The 17,259-nt window shown below is 69.3% G+C and carries 14 protein-coding genes and 2 tRNA genes; 3 read left to right on the forward strand and 13 right to left on the reverse strand.

All coding sequences use genetic code 11. The annotated features are described in order from the left end of the window. Window positions 1-18: 18 nt before the first annotated feature. The gene (locus BLR46_RS01065; RefSeq protein ID WP_093248107.1) at window positions 19-918 is read right to left on the reverse strand and encodes a 1,4-dihydroxy-2-naphthoyl-CoA synthase; all 900 of its coding nucleotides are present in this window, start codon (window positions 916-918) and stop codon (window positions 19-21) included. Between the two features lie 9 nt (window positions 919-927). Next, on the reverse strand, window positions 928-1,629 hold the full coding sequence (locus BLR46_RS01070) for a glycerophosphodiester phosphodiesterase (protein ID WP_093248108.1): 702 nt from the start codon (window positions 1,627-1,629) through the stop codon (window positions 928-930). 61 nt (window positions 1,630-1,690) lie between these two features. On the opposite strand from BLR46_RS01070, the gene BLR46_RS01075 reads away from it, so the two are divergent. Next, a tRNA-Arg gene (locus BLR46_RS01075) sits at window positions 1,691-1,763 on the forward strand. A 201-nt stretch (window positions 1,764-1,964) separates the two neighbouring features. Here the strand turns inward: BLR46_RS01075 and BLR46_RS01080 are convergent. From BLR46_RS01080 to BLR46_RS01125, 10 genes are all read right to left on the reverse strand, one after another. Continuing rightward, window positions 1,965-3,839: an FAD-binding monooxygenase gene (locus tag BLR46_RS01080; RefSeq protein ID WP_093248110.1), complete on the reverse strand. Its 1,875-nt coding sequence runs from the start codon at window positions 3,837-3,839 to the stop codon at window positions 1,965-1,967. Window positions 3,840-3,944: 105 nt separating this feature from the next. Next, on the reverse strand, window positions 3,945-4,607 hold the full coding sequence (locus BLR46_RS01085; protein ID WP_093248112.1) for a GntR family transcriptional regulator: 663 nt from the start codon (window positions 4,605-4,607) through the stop codon (window positions 3,945-3,947). Between the two features lie 82 nt (window positions 4,608-4,689). Continuing rightward, window positions 4,690-6,060, reverse strand: a complete 1,371-nt coding sequence (locus BLR46_RS01090; RefSeq protein WP_093248116.1) for a TRAP transporter large permease — start codon at window positions 6,058-6,060, stop codon at window positions 4,690-4,692. Next, on the reverse strand, window positions 6,060-6,656 hold the full coding sequence (locus BLR46_RS01095) for a TRAP transporter small permease (RefSeq protein ID WP_093248118.1): 597 nt from the start codon (window positions 6,654-6,656) through the stop codon (window positions 6,060-6,062). The genes BLR46_RS01090 and BLR46_RS01095 overlap by 1 nt, the downstream gene beginning before the upstream one ends. Window positions 6,657-6,736: 80 nt before the next feature. Then, a complete protein-coding gene (gene dctP, locus BLR46_RS01100) occupies window positions 6,737-7,864 on the reverse strand; it encodes a TRAP transporter substrate-binding protein DctP (RefSeq protein WP_093248120.1) in 1,128 nt (375 codons plus the stop codon). 41 nt (window positions 7,865-7,905) lie between these two features. Then, the gene (gene hpaD / locus BLR46_RS01105; protein ID WP_093248122.1) at window positions 7,906-8,970 is read right to left on the reverse strand and encodes a 3,4-dihydroxyphenylacetate 2,3-dioxygenase; all 1,065 of its coding nucleotides are present in this window, start codon (window positions 8,968-8,970) and stop codon (window positions 7,906-7,908) included. A 30-nt stretch (window positions 8,971-9,000) separates the two neighbouring features. After that, window positions 9,001-10,536, reverse strand: coding sequence for a 5-carboxymethyl-2-hydroxymuconate semialdehyde dehydrogenase (hpaE, locus tag BLR46_RS01110; RefSeq protein WP_093248124.1), 1,536 nt, complete (start codon window positions 10,534-10,536; stop codon window positions 9,001-9,003). Between the two features lie 11 nt (window positions 10,537-10,547). Beyond that, window positions 10,548-11,468 (reverse strand): 4-hydroxy-tetrahydrodipicolinate synthase, encoded by a 921-nt coding sequence (gene dapA, locus BLR46_RS01115; protein WP_093248126.1) that lies wholly within the window; start codon window positions 11,466-11,468, stop codon window positions 10,548-10,550. A 14-nt stretch (window positions 11,469-11,482) separates the two neighbouring features. After that, on the reverse strand, window positions 11,483-12,940 hold the full coding sequence (locus tag BLR46_RS01120; protein WP_093248128.1) for a fumarylacetoacetate hydrolase family protein: 1,458 nt from the start codon (window positions 12,938-12,940) through the stop codon (window positions 11,483-11,485). A gap of 155 nt (window positions 12,941-13,095) precedes the next feature. Further along, window positions 13,096-13,186, reverse strand: a tRNA-Ser gene (locus tag BLR46_RS01125). 109 nt (window positions 13,187-13,295) lie between these two features. Here BLR46_RS01125 and BLR46_RS01130 point away from each other — a divergent pair. Then, complete coding sequence (locus tag BLR46_RS01130; protein WP_093248130.1) at window positions 13,296-15,059, forward strand: LCP family glycopolymer transferase; 1,764 nt, start codon at window positions 13,296-13,298, stop codon at window positions 15,057-15,059. A gap of 126 nt (window positions 15,060-15,185) precedes the next feature. Here the strand turns inward: BLR46_RS01130 and BLR46_RS01135 are convergent, their stop codons facing one another. Next, window positions 15,186-15,623, reverse strand: coding sequence for a hypothetical protein (locus BLR46_RS01135; RefSeq protein ID WP_093248132.1), 438 nt, complete (start codon window positions 15,621-15,623; stop codon window positions 15,186-15,188). Between the two features lie 160 nt (window positions 15,624-15,783). Here BLR46_RS01135 and BLR46_RS01140 point away from each other — a divergent pair, with 160 nt between their 5' ends. Continuing rightward, window positions 15,784-17,220 carry an NAD-dependent succinate-semialdehyde dehydrogenase gene (locus BLR46_RS01140; protein WP_093248134.1) on the forward strand — a complete coding sequence of 479 codons (1,437 nt, stop codon included), beginning with the start codon at window positions 15,784-15,786 and terminating at the stop codon, window positions 17,218-17,220. The last annotated feature ends 39 nt before the right edge of the window (window positions 17,221-17,259 follow it).

Consider the following 17,259-nt stretch of genomic DNA (forward strand, 5'->3'; position numbering starts at 1 on the left):
CTACGGTACGCCGACCGCTCAGTAGTAGTAGGGGAAACGGCTCCAGTCGGGGTCGCGCTTCTCCAGGAACGAGTCGCGGCCCTCGACCGCCTCGTCGGTCATGTACGCCAGGCGCGTCGTCTCGCCGGCGAACACCTGCTGGCCCACGAGGCCGTCGTCGATGGCGTTGAAGGCGAACTTCAACATGCGCTGGGCCGTGGGCGACTTGCCGCAGATCTTGCGCGCCCACTCGAGCGCCTCATCCTCCAACTCCGCGTGTGGGACGACCTTGTTCACCATGCCCATCCGGTGGGCGTCGTCGGCGGTGTAGACGTCGCCGAGGAAGAAGATCTCACGGGCGAACTTCTGCCCCACCTGGCGCGCCAGGTAGGCCGAGCCGAAGCCTCCGTCGAAGGAGCCGACGTCGGCGTCCGTCTGCTTGAACCGAGCGTGCTCGGCCGAGGCGAGCGACAGGTCGGAGACGACGTGCAGCGAGTGCCCGCCACCGGCGGCCCAGCCGCTCACGAGGGAGATGACCACCTTGGGCATGAAGCGGATCAGCCGCTGCACCTCGAGGATGTGGAGGCGTCCTAGCTTGGCAGGGTCCACCGACTCCGCGGTCTCACCCTCCGCGTACTGGTAGCCGGCCTTGCCGCGGATGCGTTGGTCACCGCCCGAGCAGAACGCCCAGCCGCCGTCCTTCGGCGACGGCCCGTTGCCGGTGATGAGCACGCAGCCGACGTCGGAGGACATCCGCGCATGGTCCAGGGCCCGGTACAACTCGTCGACGGTGTGCGGGCGGAACGCGTTGCGCACCTCGGGGCGGTCGAAGGCGATGCGGACGGCCGGGACCTTCTTGGCGCGGTGGTACGTGATGTCCGTGAACTCGAACCCCTCGACGGGCTCCCACAGCTCGGGCTTGAACGGGTTGGTGGTCATGACCGAACCCTAGCGAAGGGCGGCCGCTGCGGCGTCGGGGTGGTTCGTGATGACCGCGTCGACGCCCGCCGCGGCCACGAGGGCCATGTGCCCCGGATCGTTGACGGTCCACACGTGCACGAGCAGCCCCGCCTCGTGGGCCCGCTCCACGTACCCGGGCAGCTGGAGCAGGTGAAGGCCGGGGTGCAGGGCGCCGGCGCCGAACCGTCGCGCGTACTCCCACGGCTCGTGGATCCCGTCGGCGAACAGGAGCCCGAGCCGCTCGGGCGCGACTTGCCCGCGCAGGCCCGCAAGCGTGTAGTGGTTGAACGAGCTGAAGACCACCCGCTCCCCCATCCCTGCCGCCTCGACGACGTCCCTCGCCTCCTGCTCGATGCCCGGGTAGAGCTCGATCGACGTCTTGAGCTCGACGTTGACCACCATGCCGGTGGGAGCACAGAGCCGGAGCACCTCGTCGAGCAGGGGAATCCGCGCGCCATCGCCGAAGTCGAGGCGGCGCAGCTCCGCGACGGTCAGGTCGACCACCCGGCCGGTACCGTCGCTGGTCCGGTCGACGGTCTCGTCGTGCACGACGACGAGGTGGCCGTCGGCGGTGCGCTGCACGTCGAGTTCGACGCCGTCGGCACCCTGGGCGATGGCCAGTTCGAATGCGGGGAGGGTGTTCTCGGGAGCGTAGGCGCTTGCGCCACGGTGGGCCCAGATCTTCGTCACAGCCCCATTATGGTCGTTTTGCCCCCGCACCCGGGATCGCGTATAGTCCTCTAGTGCGCCAGCGCTCGTAGCTCAACGGATAGAGCATCTGACTACGGATCAGAAGGTTGGGAGTTCGAGTCTCTCCGAGCGCGCGGTGGGCCCCGAGGTGATCCTCGGGGCCTTTTGCTTTGCCTCGGCCCAAAGCGGTGCGGGCTGCCTCGCCGGCCGGTTCGCCTGCCCGCCGAATGCAGAAAACCTGCCGGACCCGGCAGGTTTTCCGAAATCTGGCAGGCGCCTCGGTTGACCTGCCGGATCCGGCAGGTCAACCGCGCCCGGGCCGCGGTCCGAGGGCCCTAGCCGGAGAAAACGCCCGAGAAGAAGCGGGCCAACTCGTCGGTGGCGTCCAGCGGTAGAACGTGGGCGACGTACTGGTCGGGGCGCACGACGACGATGGCGCCGTCGCGGCTGATCTCGCGCGCGTCGAAGATGTCGTCGTCCGGGATGGCGGCGAACTGCTTGCAGTAGTCGCGGAGCTTGTAGGGCCCGTTCTGCGGGAAGTAGGCGCGCGGGACCTGCCCGAGGTCGATCTCGGTGTACGGCTGCTGGTAGACGACCTTCACGTCGAACAGCCCGTCCTCGTCCCAGTCCTTCGGGGTGTACTTCACGACGGGTGACTCCGGCGTGAGCAGCCACTCGGCCAGATCCGCCGACTTCGACGGCTTGCCGGGGGCGGGGTGGTCGGCGAACACGTAGATGCGCCAGCGGCCGTCGGCGCGGTGCTGGTGGCCGAGGTGCAGCGGGTTGGCGTCGGAGATGCGCACCACCTCGCCCGACTTGAAGCGCTTGCCGATCGGGAAGCCCTTCGCGAGGTCCTGGTGCGTGGACTCGCCGGTGATGACCGACGGCTTGTACTGGGTCATGAAACCGGCCGGGAACTCGGCGGTCTTGACGTAGAACTCCTCGATGGGGGTGTCGAGCTTCGACGGGTCGGTGGCCATGCGGGTGGACCAGTCGCGGTCGAAGTCGATCAGGTCCTGGGCGATCACCTGGCGCTCGGCGGTGTAGGTCGCCAGCAGCGACTCCGGGCTGAGGCCTCGCAGCACCTGCCCGAGCTTCCATCCGAGGTTGAACCCGTCCTGCATGGACACGTTCATTCCCTGGCCGGCCTTGGCGGAGTGCGTGTGGCACGCGTCGCCGGTGATGAACACGCGCGGGGTCTGTCGGCCGACGAGCTCGGCGGGCACGTCGTCGAAGCGGTCCGTGACGCGGTGCCCGACCTCGTAGACGCTCCACCAGGCGACGTCCTTCACCTCGAGGGTGTACGGCGCGATGATCTCGTTCGCCTTGCGGATGATCGTCTCGAGCGGCGTCTGGCGGACGGCGTGGTTGTCGTCCTCCGGCACCTCGCCGAGGTCGACGTACATGCGGAAGAGGTACCCGCCCTCGCGCGGGATGTGGAGGATGTTGCCGGCCTTGGCGGCGATGATCGACTTGAGCCGCACATCGGGGAAGTCGGTCACGGCGAGCGCGTCCATCACGCCCCAGGCGTGGTAGGAGACCCCGCCGGCGTGCCGGGCGCCGATCGCGTCGCGCACCTTGCTGCGGGCTCCGTCGGAGCCCACGACGTACTTGGCGCGGACGGTCTTCTCGACGCCGGCGTTGTCCTTGCCGGAGCCGAGCAGCCGCACCTCGACTGGGTACTCGTCGCCCTGGTGGACCTGGAGGCCCTGGAACTCCCAACCCCAGTTGGGCCTCATGCGCGACGGGGAGTTGGCCATGAACTCCTCGAAGTAGTCGAGGACGCGGGCCTGGTTGACGATGATGTGCTCGAATTCGGAGATGCCGGTGGGGTCGTCGGGCGTGCGGGCGACCCGCACAATCTTCGACGGGTCGGCGGGGTCCGGCTTCCAGAACGCAGTCTCGGTGATGCGGTAGGCCTCCTCGACGATGGAGCGGGCGAAGCCGAAGGCCTGGAAGGTCTCGACGGTGCGGGCCTGGATCCCGTCGGCCTGCCCGACGACGAGGCGCCCGTCACGCTTCTCGACGATGGCGGCGCGCACCTCGGGGAACATCGACAGCTGGGCCGCGGTCATCATGCCGGCCGGACCTGCGCCGACGACGAGGACGTCGAGTTCGTCGGGGAGCTCCGGGGACCGGTCGATGCCGACGCCGGCAGCGGGGAGGGTCCGGGGGTCACCCGAGACGTATCCGTGGTGGTGGAATTGCATGGCTGCTCCTCACTTCTGTGTGTGGACGACTGGCGCCGGGCGCTCCGGCGAAGTGCATGGGTCTGGGTGCCGACGGCGACGTCGGCGGGTGTCGGGGGCTTTCGGTCAGGAGCTGCGCGTGTCGACGAACACCCGTCGCGTCCTGAGCTTGTGGTTGCGGGCGGCGTGCTCGATCTCCGTCAGCGAGTCGTTGCTGCGGATGAGGCGGAGCAGGTGGGCGTGCTCGCGCACCGAGACGGGCGCGTTGTTGGGCGCGAAGGCGAAGTCGTTGCGGCGGATGAGCTGGATGCGCTCCCACTCGTGCTCGACCATCTCGATGAGGTACTTGTTCGGGCATGCCACCCACAGCGCCTCGTGGAAGCGGCGGTTCAGCTTGGTGAACTGCTCCGCGTCGAACTGCCCCTCGACGAGCCGGCGCATCTCCTCGTTGATCGCCTCGGCGACGGCGAGCTGGTCGACCGTGAGGTGCGACGCGGCGAGCGCGGTGGCGGCGCCCTCCAGGTAGGCGAGTGCCTCGAGGACCTCGGCGTAGCGGCCGACGTCGACGGAGGCCACCTCGGCGCCCACGTTGGGCGTGAAGGTGACGAGCTTCTCCGCCTCGAGGCGGCGGATGGCCTCGCGGACGGGGACGGGGCTCACGCCGGCGTCGCGGGCGATCTGGCCGAGGACCAACCGGTAGCCCGTGCCGTAGCGGCCCGAGATGATCTTCTCCCGCAGTTCGCGGTAGACCATCTCCGACTTCGCCAGCGGCTGTGCCTCCTTGGTCATGTCAGCTCCTAACAGGTGGATCGTGTACGAGAGTAACCGACGGGGCCGCGTGCGCCGCGGTTCGGCGACCGGCCCCGACCGGCTAGAAGGTCACCAGGGACGGCAACCAGAGGGTGATGCCCGGGAAGGCGAACAGCAGGGCGGTCACGGCGAGGTCGACGACCACGAAGGGGAAGACGCCCTTGAAGATCTCCGAGACCCGCACCCCGGAGGTCCCGGCGACGACGAAGCAGTTGATGCCCACGGGCGGGGTCACCATGCCGATCTCGATGAGCTTGACGATCAGGATGGCGAGCCAGATCCCGTCGAAGCCCAGCGCCTCGGCCACCGGGTAGAGCAACGGCACCGTGATCACGAGGATGGAGATGGACTCGAGCGCCATGCCGAGCGGCAGCAGCGTCAGCAGAAGGAGACCCATCGTGAGGTGGGGGTTCATGCCCAGGTCCACGACGGCGTTGGTCAGCATCTGCGGGACCTTCGCGGCCACGAAGAACACCGACAGCAGCGACGACCCGACGATGATCGCGAAGACCATCGACGTGGTGCCTGCGGTCTCCTTGAGGCCCTCCACGATGGCCGACAGCGTCGCGCGCCAGCCCTCCTTGTACATCTCGGCGACGAGCATGACCATGGCGGCCAGCGCGCCCACGGCGGCGGACTCGGTGGGGGTGAAGATGCCCGAGTACATGCCGCCGAGCACGATGAAGAACAGGATGGCCACCCGCACGACGCCGCGCATCGGGAGGTCGCGGAGCCGCTGCCGAGGGGCGGGCGCCTCGGCGGCGCCGCTGGCGGCGGCGGACGCCTGATCGAGCGCGTCGCCCAGCTTGGTGGCCCGCTTGCGGTTGGCCAGGGGCAGCGCCCACATGATGTAGGCCGCGTAGGCGAGCGTGGAGATGATGCCGGGGATGATGCCGGCGGCGAGCACCTTGGCGACGGATTCTCCGGTCATGATCGCGTAGAGGACGAGGATGACGCTGGGCGGGATGAGGACGCCGAGCGTGCCGGCGACGGCCACCGTGGCGGTGGCGAGCGACGTCGGGTAGCCGTGCTTGCGCATCTCTCCGACCGAGAGCTTCGACATCGTCGCGGCGGTGCCGATGGACGACCCCGACACGGCGGCGAAGCCCGCGCAGGCCATGACCGTCGCGACGCCGAGGCCGCCCGGGAGCCGCCGGAACACGTGGGCCGCGACCGCGTAGACCTGCTCCGCGATCCTCGCCTTCACGGCGAGCATGCCCATCAGGATGAACATCGGGATGATCGTCAGGGTGAACCGCGACGTCTCGTCGAAGGGACGCGAGCCCATCATGTTGGTGACGAAGTCGAAGTCGCGGAGCAGAAGGAGGCCGATACCGCCCGAGAGCGCCAGCGCGAACGCGACCGGCATCCGGATGGCCAGGAAGGCCAGCAGCAGGGCGACGACTCCGAGCACGAGCACGGTGTTGTCCATCATCGCTCCCCTTCCTCATTCGTGTGCCCGCGACGGGGTTCGTCGCCGACGGGTGGGTGTTCCTTCGTGTACTCGAAGGGGTGCACGGTCACGTCGGGCATCTGGTGGTCGACGCCGAGCACCTCCTTGCCGGCGAACGTGCGGGCCATGTTGACGATCGCGACGACGAGCATCGCCGCCAGGCCGACGACGATGACCCAGCGCGACGGCCAGATCGGCCAGTTCACGAGGCCCATCCGCAGTTCGTTCTCCTCGGTCGCGCCGATGGCGCGCAGCGCGGTGGACCAGGTCAGCCACACCAGAACGAGGGCGGTCAGCGACCACGCGGTGAAGATCACCCAGCGCCGGATCCGCTCCGGCAGCCGTTCGGTGAGGAGGTCGACCGCGATGTGCGAGTTGGTGGCGCCGGTGTACGCGAGGCCGAGGAAGACCGCCACGACGAGCGCCGTCTCCGAGATCTCGAGCACGCCGGGCACGGAGCGGTCGTACAAGGTGCGGAACACGACGTCGACGACGATCGCGACCATCATGACCAGCGTGGCCAGCGTGGCGAGGACGCCGAGCGCGGAGGCCATCGCCTTCACTGCCTTTTCCATGGGTTCACCCCTTTCATCTGATGGGGCTCCGGGAGGGAGCCGGAGGGTGGGCGGACGTCGCCGGCCGCTCACCCGGTGCGTCAGCCGTTGGCGCGGGCGACACAGGCCGTGACCGGGTCCTCGACGAGGTCCGGGGTGTCGGCCGCTGCTGCGAGCTCCTGCTGGTAGGCCTCGAGGTAGCCGCGGGCGTCGGTGAGGCCGTTGCCCTCGGCGTCGCTGATCCACTGCTCGATGAGCTGGTCCTGGACGGCGTTCTTCCACTCCTCGGTGGCCGCCTCGTCCCACGCGGTGACCGACTCGGTGTTCGCGAAGTCCAGCAGCGCGTCGCACTGCGGCTCGGTGACGCCGTTGAACGCCTTCATGCCCTCGCCGGAGTTCACGTCGGCGATGACCTCGTCGACGATCGCCTTGAGGTCGTCGGGCAGGCCCTCGTAGACGTCGGCGTTCATCCACATCGAGAACGCGGTGTAGTGGCCGATGTTCGGGTCGGTCCAGTGCGACAGCTGCTCCATGAGCTTGTAGTCGACGGCGCCGTCCATGGTCCAGGCGACGGCGTCGGCGATGCCGCGCTCGATGCCCTCGTAGGTCTCGCCCGCGGTGAGGGCGATGACGTTGGCGCCGGCCGCCTCGAAGGCGCGCTGCAGGAAGGCGCCGGTGACGCGGTAGCGCACGCCGGCGACGTCGTCCATGCTCTCCATCGGCTCGTTGCTGCCCAGGATGAGCTTGCCGGGGCCCCAGGCGGCCATCATCTTGAGTCCGACCTCGTCCCACTTGGCCTGCGCGGCCTCGTTGGACTCGTTGGCGCCGTGCAGGCTCTGCATGAGGGCCTGGGAGTTGTCGACCATGAACGGGATGGAGACGACGGTCAGCGTGGGGAACAGCTGCGGTGTGTAGTCGGCGATCGAGACGCCGATGTCGGCGCGGCCGTCGCGGACGCATTCGGCGATCTCCGCCGCCGCACAGATGCTCTCGGGCTCAGTGCGGTCGATCTGGATGCGGCCCTCGGAGCGCTCCTCGAGCTGGTCATAGATCCAGTTCTGGACGGGGGCGTTGGGGGTCTTCGGGAGCACCATGGTGGCCGAGTTGAGGGTGACGGTCTCGCCGGCGGCGCTGTCGGCGTCGGCATTGCCGCCGCCGCAGGCGGTGAGGGCGAGGGCGGCCGCGGCGCCGAGCGCTGCGACGATGCTGAAGGGCTTCTTGCTGGTCATGGAAATTTCCTCCTTGAAATCTGCTGTGGTGGGACGGTCGCTCAGACCTGGTTGCCGATCTTGAAGCCGCGCTCGGTGTCGCCCTTGCGCGTGTAGGAGAAGCCGTCGGCGCCGATCGTGACGGCCATCTCCGAGGACTCCTCGCGCTTGCGGACCGGGACGGGGTTGCCGTCGAGGTCCAGCACCAGCGAGGCGTCGGTGTACCAGGACGGGACGACGGGGTTGCCCCACCAGTCGCGGCGCTGGTTGTCATGGACGTCCCAGCTCACGAGCGGGTTGTCCGGGTCGCCGGTGTAGTAGTCCTGGGTGTAGATCTCGACGCGGTGGCCGTCGGGATCGCGGAGGTAGAGGTAGAAGGCGTTGGAGACGCCGTGCCGGCCGGGGCCGCGCTCGATCATGTCGGACTTGCGCAGCGCACCGAGCTTGTCGCAGATGTAGATGATGTTGTGCTTCTCGTGCGTGGCGAACGCGACGTGGTGCATGCGGGGGCCGTCGCCGCCGGTGAGGGCGGTGTCGTGCACGGTGTGCTTGCGGGTGAACCAGGCGGCGTAGGTGGTGCCCTCCTCGTCGCGGATGTCCTCGGTGCGCTTGAAGCCGAGGTTCTCGAGGTAGCCGGCGCCCTCGACGACGTCGGGGTACACCTGGTTGAAGTGGTCGAGGCGGACGAGCGCGCCCGGCCCCTGCAGGTCGTAGGCCCAGGCGAGGCGCTCGACGTGTTCGATCTCGTAGAAGAACTCGTACGGGAAGCCGAGCGGGTCGAGCACGCGGACGGCGTTGCGGATGCCCTTGCTGAAGTCGCCGCGGCGCACGTCGCAGCCGAGCTCCTTGTAGTAGGCCTCCGCCTTGTCGACGTCCTCCTGGCTGCGGACACGGAACCCGAAAACGCCGACGGCCGGGGCGTCGCCCTTCTTCAGGACGAGGTTGTGGTGGATGAACTCCTCGAACGAGCGCAGGTAGATCGCGTTCTCGTCCTCCTCGGTGACGACGAGGCCGAGCGCGTCGACGTAGAACTCGCGGGAGGCCGCGAGGTCGGTGACCACGAGCTCCATGTAGGCGCAGCGCAGGACGTCGGGCGCGGGGACGGTGGGGACGGGGATGTTGCTCATACTGTCTCCTTTGATCAGTCTTCGTGTTTGTCAGCTGCCGGGGCCGGCGAGGCCGGGGTCGTTCTCCGAGTAGCCGGTGGCGCCGAAGCGCGTGGTGTGGACGTCGCCGAGGGTCACGTGGATGGCCTGCTGGACCGAGTAGAAGTCGAGCGACCGGTAGCCGCCCTCCTGCCCGAGTCCGGAACCCTTGACGCCGCCGAACGGGGTGCGCAGGTCGCGCACGTTGTGGGAGTTGATCCACACCATCCCGGACTCGATGGCGTGGGAGACGTTGTGGGCGCGGGTCACGTCGCTGGTCCAGACGTAGGCCGCGAGCCCGTACTTGACGGAGTTGGCCAGTTCGATGGCCTCCTCCTCGGTGTCGAAGGGGGTGATCGCGACGACGGGGCCGAAGATCTCCTCCTGGAAGATGCGGGCGTCGCGCGGGACGTCGGCGAAGACCGTCGCCTCGAGGTAGTTGCCCTCGGGCAGGTGGTCGGGGCGCTTGCCGCCGGCGACGAGCCGGGCCTCCTGCTTGCCGACCTCGACGTAGTTCATGACGCGGTCGTAGTGCGACGGGTGGACGAGTGCGGCGAGCTCGGTGTCGGGATCCGACGGCGGGCCGACCTTCACCTTCTTCGCCCGCTCGGCGTAGGCCTCGACGAACCGGTCGTAGATGGGCCGCTCGACGAGGAGCCGCGACGAGGCGGTGCACCGCTCGCCGTTCAGCGAGTAGACGCCGAACAGGGTGGAGTCGAGCGCGGCCTCGAAGTCGGCGTCGGCGAAGATGATGGCCGGCGACTTGCCGCCGAGCTCCATCGACATCGACTTCATCGTGGGGGCGCAGTTGCCGAAGATGATCTGGCCGGTGGTGGTCTCGCCCGTGAAGGAGATGAGGTTCACGTCCGGGTGCTTCACCAGGGCGTCGCCCGCGGACTCGCCGAAGCCGTGCACCATGTTGAACACGCCCTCCGGGAGGCCCGCGTTCTCGAAGACCTCCACCCACAGCTCGGCCGACAGCGGCGTGAACTCGGCGGGCTTGAGGACGACGGTGCAGCCGGAGGCCAGCGCGGGGGCCAGCTTCCAGGACTCCTGCATGAACGGGGTGTTCCAGGGGGTGATGAGGCCGGCGACGCCCTTGGGCTTGCGGTTGACGTAGTTCATCTGCCGCCCCGGCATCCGGAAGGCGTCGTCGACTTGGGCGACGATGAGGTCGGCGAAGAAGCGGAAGTTCTCCGCGGCCCGCTTGGCCTGGCCGCTGGCCTGCCGGATCGGCAGCCCGGAGTCGAACGACTCGCGGGCGGCGAGCCGCTCGTTCATCTTGCTGACCTCGTCGGCGACGCGGTACAGGATGTTGGCCCGTTCCCGCGGCATCATCCGGGGCCAAGGTCCCTCGTCGAAGGCCTTCCTCGCGGCGGCGACGGCGAGGTCGACGTCGTCAGCGGTGCCCGAAGCGCACTGGATGTAGGTCTCGTTGGTGGTGGGCTCGAGGACGTCGAACGTCTCGCCGTTCACGGAGTCGACGAGCTTGCCGCCGATGTAGTGGCGGAGCTGGTCGGGCAGCCCCTCGGGGCGCGTGGTGGTCATGCGGGGTCTCCTCAGAGGTTGACGTCGGTGAGGTAGTCGGCGGCTTCGTCGGCGAGGGCGCGGACCTTTGCCTGCCCCTCGTCGGTGAGCGGGATGAGCGGCGGCCGGACGGCCCCAGAGGCGATGAGGCCGCGCTCCGCCATGAGCCACTTGGCGGGGGCCGGGTTGGTCTCGACGAACAGCAGGTCGACGAGGGGGTGGACCCCGTAGTGGAGCTCGCGGGCCTTCCCCCAGTCCCCTGCGACGCCGGCGGCGTAGGTGTCGGCGACCGCCTTGGGCGCGACGTTCGACAGCGCGGAGATGAAGCCGACGCCGCCGAGCGACAACAGCGGGAGGCAGAGCAGCTCGATGCCCGACCACATCAGGACGTCCTGTCCGCAGTGGAACATCGTGCGCGAGAAGTGCTCGAAGTCCTTCGTGGTCTCCTTGATGCCGACGATGTTGTCGAAGTCCTTGTAGAGCCGGGCGAACGTCTGGGGTGCGAGTTCGACGGCCGTGCGCGACGGGACGTTGTAGGCGATGAGCGGCAGGTCGGGGAACTCGCGCGCCACCGTCGCGTACCACTGGTAGAGCGCCTCCTGGGTGGGGCGGGCGTAGTACGGGGTGATGATCAGCGCCGCGTCGACGCCGGCCGCCTTGGCGTGGGCGGTGAGCTCCAGGGTCTCGTCGAGCTTGGAGGACCCGGTGCCCGGCACGAAGGAGAGGCCGGTGCCCTTGATCTCGTCGGCGATGGTGTCGATGGCGGCGGCGCGCTCGGCGATCGTCTGCGACGAGGGCTCACCCGTGGAGCCGCCGATCGAGACGCCCGACGAACCGTTGGCGTGCTGCCAGCGCACCATGCGACGCAGCGACTCGTGGTCGACGTCGCCCGCCTCGGTGAAGGGGGTGAAGAGGGGCGCGATGGCGCCGCTGAGCTTGTCCCGCAGTGTCATCTTCGTGGTGTTCCTTACTTCTTGTCCGAGCGCCACGCGTCGTAGCGGGCGCGCCAGGTGGGGTCCAGGGGGTAGAGGCCGTCGACGGACTCGCCGGCGGCGACCATCTCGGCGATGAAGGCCTCCTCGGCCTCCTGCTGCTCCGCGGCCTCGAGGACCTGCAGCACGAGAGCCGGGGGGATCACGATCGGGCCGTCGTCGTCGGCGACGATGACGTCGCCCACCTGCACGAGGGCTCCGCCGCAGGCGATGTCGACGTCGGTCTCCCACGGGATGTGGCGACGGCCGAGCACCGCCGGGTGGTGGCCGGCGGCGTAGACGGGCAGCCCGAGCTCGGCGACGAGGCGGAAGTCGCGCACGCAACCATCGGTGATGATCCCCGCGGCGCCGCGCACCTTCGCGCGCAGGGCGAGGATGTCGCCGAGGGTGCCGGCGTCGTCGAGTCGGCGGGCATCCATGACGAGCACCTCGCCCTCCCCCACGGTGTCGATGGCGCGCTTCTGGGCGTTGTAGCCGCCGCCGCGGGCGGCGAACTGGTCCTTGCGGTAGGGCAGGTAGCGCAGCGTCCGGGCGCGGCCGACGAGCTTCTTGCCGGGCACGAGCGGGGAGACGCCGTCGATGGAGACCTCGTTGTAGCCGAGCTTGCGCAGCTGCGCCGACAGGGTGGCGACGGCCACCTTCTCGAGGCGGGCGCGGAGGTCGTCGGTGAGCTCGAACCGGGGTTCCCCAGCCTGCGCGGCCACGTCGTGGCCCCAGGCGTCGGCGCGCTGCTGGTCGTCGACCTTGGGCGGGTTGCCCCACGGCGCCAGCGCGGGCCCTTCGACGACGCGGGTGACGAGGCGGCCGGTGGTCACCGAGGGGTCGGTGGTGGAGAAGACCTCCACCTCGATCGTCTGCCCCGGTTGCGCCACGGAGGCGCCGGCGGGCGTGCCGGTGAGGATCACGTCGCCGACTTCGAGGGTCATGAAGCGGGAGAGGTCGGCCACCAGGTCGCCTATCCCGAAGAGGAGACCGGCGGTGGAGTCGTCCTGGACGAGTTCGCCGTCGCACCAGGTCCGCAAGCCGATCGCGCCCTCTTCGAGCCGGCCGGCCTCGATGAGCGCAGGACCGACGGGCGTGTAGCCGTCGCCGGACTTCGAACGCACGTTGGAGCCCTTGTCCGCGTAACGGAGGTCGTGGAGGCCGAGGTCGTTGGCCGCGGTGACCCAGCCGACGTGGCCCCAGCCCTCCCCAGGAGTGACGTTGCGGGCAGCGCGGCCGATGACGACGGCGATCTCGCCCTCGTAGCCGAGGAGCTCGGTGCCCTCGGGGCGGACGACCTCGCCTGAGCCGGTGAGCGAGCTGGAGGCCTTCAGGAAGTAGGACGCGTGCGCCGGCGTGCGGCCACGCTGCTCGGCCCGCGAGCGGTAGCTCAGGTGCACGGCGATGACCTTGCCGGGCCGCTGCCCCAGTGTCTCGGTGAGGACGTCCATGTTGTCTCTCGGCTCCCGTCATTCACTACGTCGATGTGGTGATATACGATTTGATATACGGAATCATGTGTGATCTTGACGCGGGTGTCAAGCACTCACCGGAAATCGGCAAAAAGAATCGGCCCGGGTCGCTTGACCCGGGCCGATTCCGTCGGCGGAGGTGGCGGGATTTGAACCCGCGATGGGGTTGAAGCCCCAAACCCGCTTAGCAGGCGGGCGCCATAGACCGGACTAGGCGACACCTCCAACAGCGACCTAGCGTAGCCGCCGCGCCACCAAAACGCACAATGCCCGATCGGTCTCGCGTTCGGCGGAGCCGCGCGTGGAGATTACACTGTGCGCACAGGAGGTCACCATGTCGGATCCGCAGGGCCCTGGCCCGCGCCGTGGAGTGAGCGGAGACGGCTCATTCGACGCGCTGTACCGCGCCTCCACGCCCCGCCGGATCTACATCGAGGACGACGACAGCCCCACGGTCATCCACCCGCGCCGCGAGACCCTGTGGCGAGCCGACGACGACCAGCTGTGGCACGAGGACCTCGCCGCGCCCACGCCCGGCGCCACCTCATCGCGCCCGCCCGAGGAGTCCCGCTTCCGGCACAGCGTCGTCTACACCCTGATCTCCACCCTCGTGCCCGGGCTCGGCCTCGTCGGCAGCCGGCAGCGCAGCGTGCGCATCGCCGGCGCGCTCATCGCGGGCGGCTTCGTCGCGCTCGTGGTCGCCACCTTGGTGTTCCTCGTCACCCGCGTCGACCGCGACCCCGGGGAGAGCTTCACCGCGGCCGTCGCCTCCACGCTCGTCGGTATCGCCTCCAACCGGGCCTCGCTGCACATCCTCACCGTCCTGCTCACCGCCATCGGGCTGCTGTGGGTGGCGCTCATCGCAGGCACTCACGTCGCCACCCGCCCGCGGAGACTGGGGCGCGGCAAGCGGCTGCTGGGGGCCTTCCTAGTCGCGGTGCTGTCCATGGGCGTCGCGGCACCGGTTGCCGTCGGGGCTCGCTACTCGCAAGTGCTCGCCACCTCGGTGGGGCAGACCTTCAGCCCGCAGTCCGAGGTGGTTGCGGGCTCGCTGCCGACGATCAGCGGCCCCGACCCGTTCGAGGACATCCCCCGGCTCAACATCCTGCTGCTCGGCGCGGACATGGACGAACGTCGCATCGAACAGGGCGAGAAGTTGGGCTACGGGCTCCGCACCGACACGATCATGGCCGCCAGCATCGACACGCGGACCGGCGAGACGGCGATCATCCAGATCCCGCGCAACGTCCAGTACACGCCCTTCCCCGAGGGCAGCGACATGGAGAAGCTCTACCCCGACGGCTTCACCGGCGAGCCCCCGGCCGACAACTGGTTCATCAACACCATCTGGGAGACCACCGTCGCGCAGCACCCCCAGGTGTTCCGCGGCGACACCTACCCCGGCGCGGAGGCCCTCAAGCAGGGCGTCGAGGGCATCACGGGCCTGGAGATGCACTACTTCGTGATGCTCAACATCGACGGGCTGCGCGAGCTCGTCGACGCCATGGGCGGCGTCACCGTCAACATCAACGAGCGGCTCCCGATGGGCGGCAGCTCCAACAACCAGTCGGCGACGTGGGGCTGGCTCGAACCCGGGCCCAACCAGAAGCTGACCGGCAACGAAGCGCTCTGGTACGCCCGGAGCCGTTGGAGCACGTCGGACTACTCGCGCATGGCGCGCCAGTCCTGCCTGATCAACGCCATCGTCGACCAGGCGAACCCGACGACCCTGCTCACCCGGTTCGAGGCCATCGCCGGCGCCTCGAGCGACATGGTCCAGACCGACATCCCCGCCGAGGCGCTCGAGCCGCTCGTCGACCTCGCGCTGAAGACGAAGGACCAGCCCATGAAGCGGCTCGTGTTCTCGCAGGGCAAGAACGGCTACTGGTACGCCGACCCGGACTTCGAGGCGATGCGCGCCGCCGTCGAGGACCTGATCGACCCGCCCACGGCCTCGCCCTCGCCGTCGGCGTCCGCCTCCGCGTCGCCTTCGCCCAGCGAGTCGCCCTCCGCCGAGGAGAGCGAGGGCCCGCCGCCGGTGCTGGTCGACGGCTCCCAGGACGTCACCGACGCCTGCGCCTACAACCCGGTGGAGTGAGCCGCGCGGTTCACCTGCGTTGGGTGCGGTTCCCCTGCGTCCGTCGGAGCCACCTGTCTCCGGTGCGATTCCCCTGCCTACGTAGGCAGGGGAAACTGACCCAAGACAGGTGAACGGAGAGGCGGTCTACTTGACCCGACGCAGCCGCTCGGTGATCGCCTCGACGACCTCCGGCATCTGCTCCTGCGCGGGGCCGCCCGGGAAGATCAGGTGGGTGCGGCGGACGTTGCCGTGGTAGATCGTGATGTGGGCGCTGTCGACGGCCTGGGTCACCTTCGTCACGTCGGCCCAGGCGCCGGAGTGCTCCTGGTTGGTGCCCGAGACGTGGTAGCCCTCGTCGGTCAGCGTGATCCGCACCCCGAGGCGGGCCATCGCCACGAGCGCCACCGCGAAGAGGGTGATGCCGACCGCCAGCACGAGTGCCGCGAGCACCGCGACCACCACGTGCCACTCGAGCTGCAGCGCCAGCACGAGGAACAGCGCACCGACGAGGCTGAGGGCTGCTGCGATCGCGAAGGCCCGCAGCGGGGGGCGCGGCTTGAGGAAGAAAGTACGCTCCGGCATGCGCCAATGGTAGCCGTGCGACTCCGTCGCCCGGACCGGCGCCCGGTGTCCGTGCCCGGGACGCGATGCGCGACGACGTGCCGGGAACGGCTAGTGTTTTGGGCGACGAGGTCCACGTGACACCCCATTCGACGACGAGTGCACCCAAGCGAGGAAATCCATGAACGACATCGTGAAGCAGATCCCCACCCAGAACTTCATCGGCGGGGAGTGGGTCGGGGAGCCGGCCCTCGACGTCCGCAACCCGGCCAACGGCGAGGTGCTCGCCACCATCGCCGACGCCGACGTCGCCACCGCCGTCTCCGCCCTGGACGCGGCCGTCGAGGCGGCCCCCGCGTGGGCGGACACCGACCCGCGCGACCGGGGCGAGCTGCTCCGTCGCGCCTTCGAGCTGATCATCGAGCGCACCGACGACTTCGCCACGCTGATGACGCTGGAGATGGGCAAGCCGCTGGCGGAGGCGCGCGGCGAGGTGGCCTACGGTGCGGAGTTCTTCCGCTGGTACTCGGAGGAGGCCGTGCGGATCCACGGCCGCTTCGGACGGGCGCCGTCGGGCCAGCAGCGGATCATCACCGACAAGAAGCCCGTCGGGCCGGTGTTCGCGATCACCCCGTGGAACTTCCCGCTGGCCATGGCGACGCGCAAGATCGGGCCCGCGCTGGCCGCCGGCTGCACCGTCGTGGTGAAGCCCGCCGCCGAGACGCCGCTCACGACGCTGCTGCTGATGGAGGTCCTGGTCGAGGCCGGTCTGCCGAAGGGCGTGGTGAACGTGTTCACCACCTCGAACTCCAAGGAGACCTCGGCCGCGCTCATCGCCGATCCGCGGCTGCGCAAGCTCACCTTCACCGGTTCCACCCCGGTCGGCCAGGCGCTGCTGCGGCAGAGCGCCCAGAACGTGCTCCGCACGTCGATGGAGCTCGGCGGAAACGCGCCGTTCATCGTCCTGAAGGGCGCCGACCTCGACGCCGCAGTCGAGGGCGCCCTCGTCGCGAAGATGCGCAACAACGGCCAGGCCTGCACCGCGGCCAACCGCTTCTACGTCCACGCCGACGTGGCCACGGAGTTCGAGCGGCGCCTGCAGGACCGCCTGGAGAACTGGAAGGTCGGCCCCGGCATCGAGGACGGCACCCAGCTCGGCGCGCTGATCCACGACCGCGCGGTGGACGACATCGTCGGCCTCGTCGACGACGCGGTGGCGCACGGCGCGAAGCTGCGGCTCGGGGGCAAGCGGCTCGAGGGTCCGGGCTCGTTCCTGCCCCCGACGATCCTCACCGACGTGAGCACCGAGAGCCGCATCGCGTCGGAGGAGATCTTCGGCCCCGTCGTCGCCATGCAGACGTTCGACTCCACCGACGAGGTGGTGCAGCGCGCGAACGCGTCGAACTTCGGCCTCATGTCGTACGTCTTCGGCGAGGAGGGCGAGGCCCTGCGCGTCGCCGAGCGGCTGGAGTACGGGATGGTGGGCATCAACACCGGGCTCGTCTCCAATGCGGCGGCGCCGTTCGGCGGCCTGAAGCAGTCGGGCATGGGCCGGGAGGGTTCGTACGAGGGCCTCGAGGAGTACCTCGAGACGAAGTACTACGGCATGCCGCTCTGACGGCTCGCGCCGCACTGACGAGGGACGGAGGAACCTTCT

This window comes from Tessaracoccus oleiagri, from assembly GCF_900103275.1.
GTDB classification, from domain to species: domain Bacteria; phylum Actinomycetota; class Actinomycetes; order Propionibacteriales; family Propionibacteriaceae; genus Arachnia; species Arachnia oleiagri.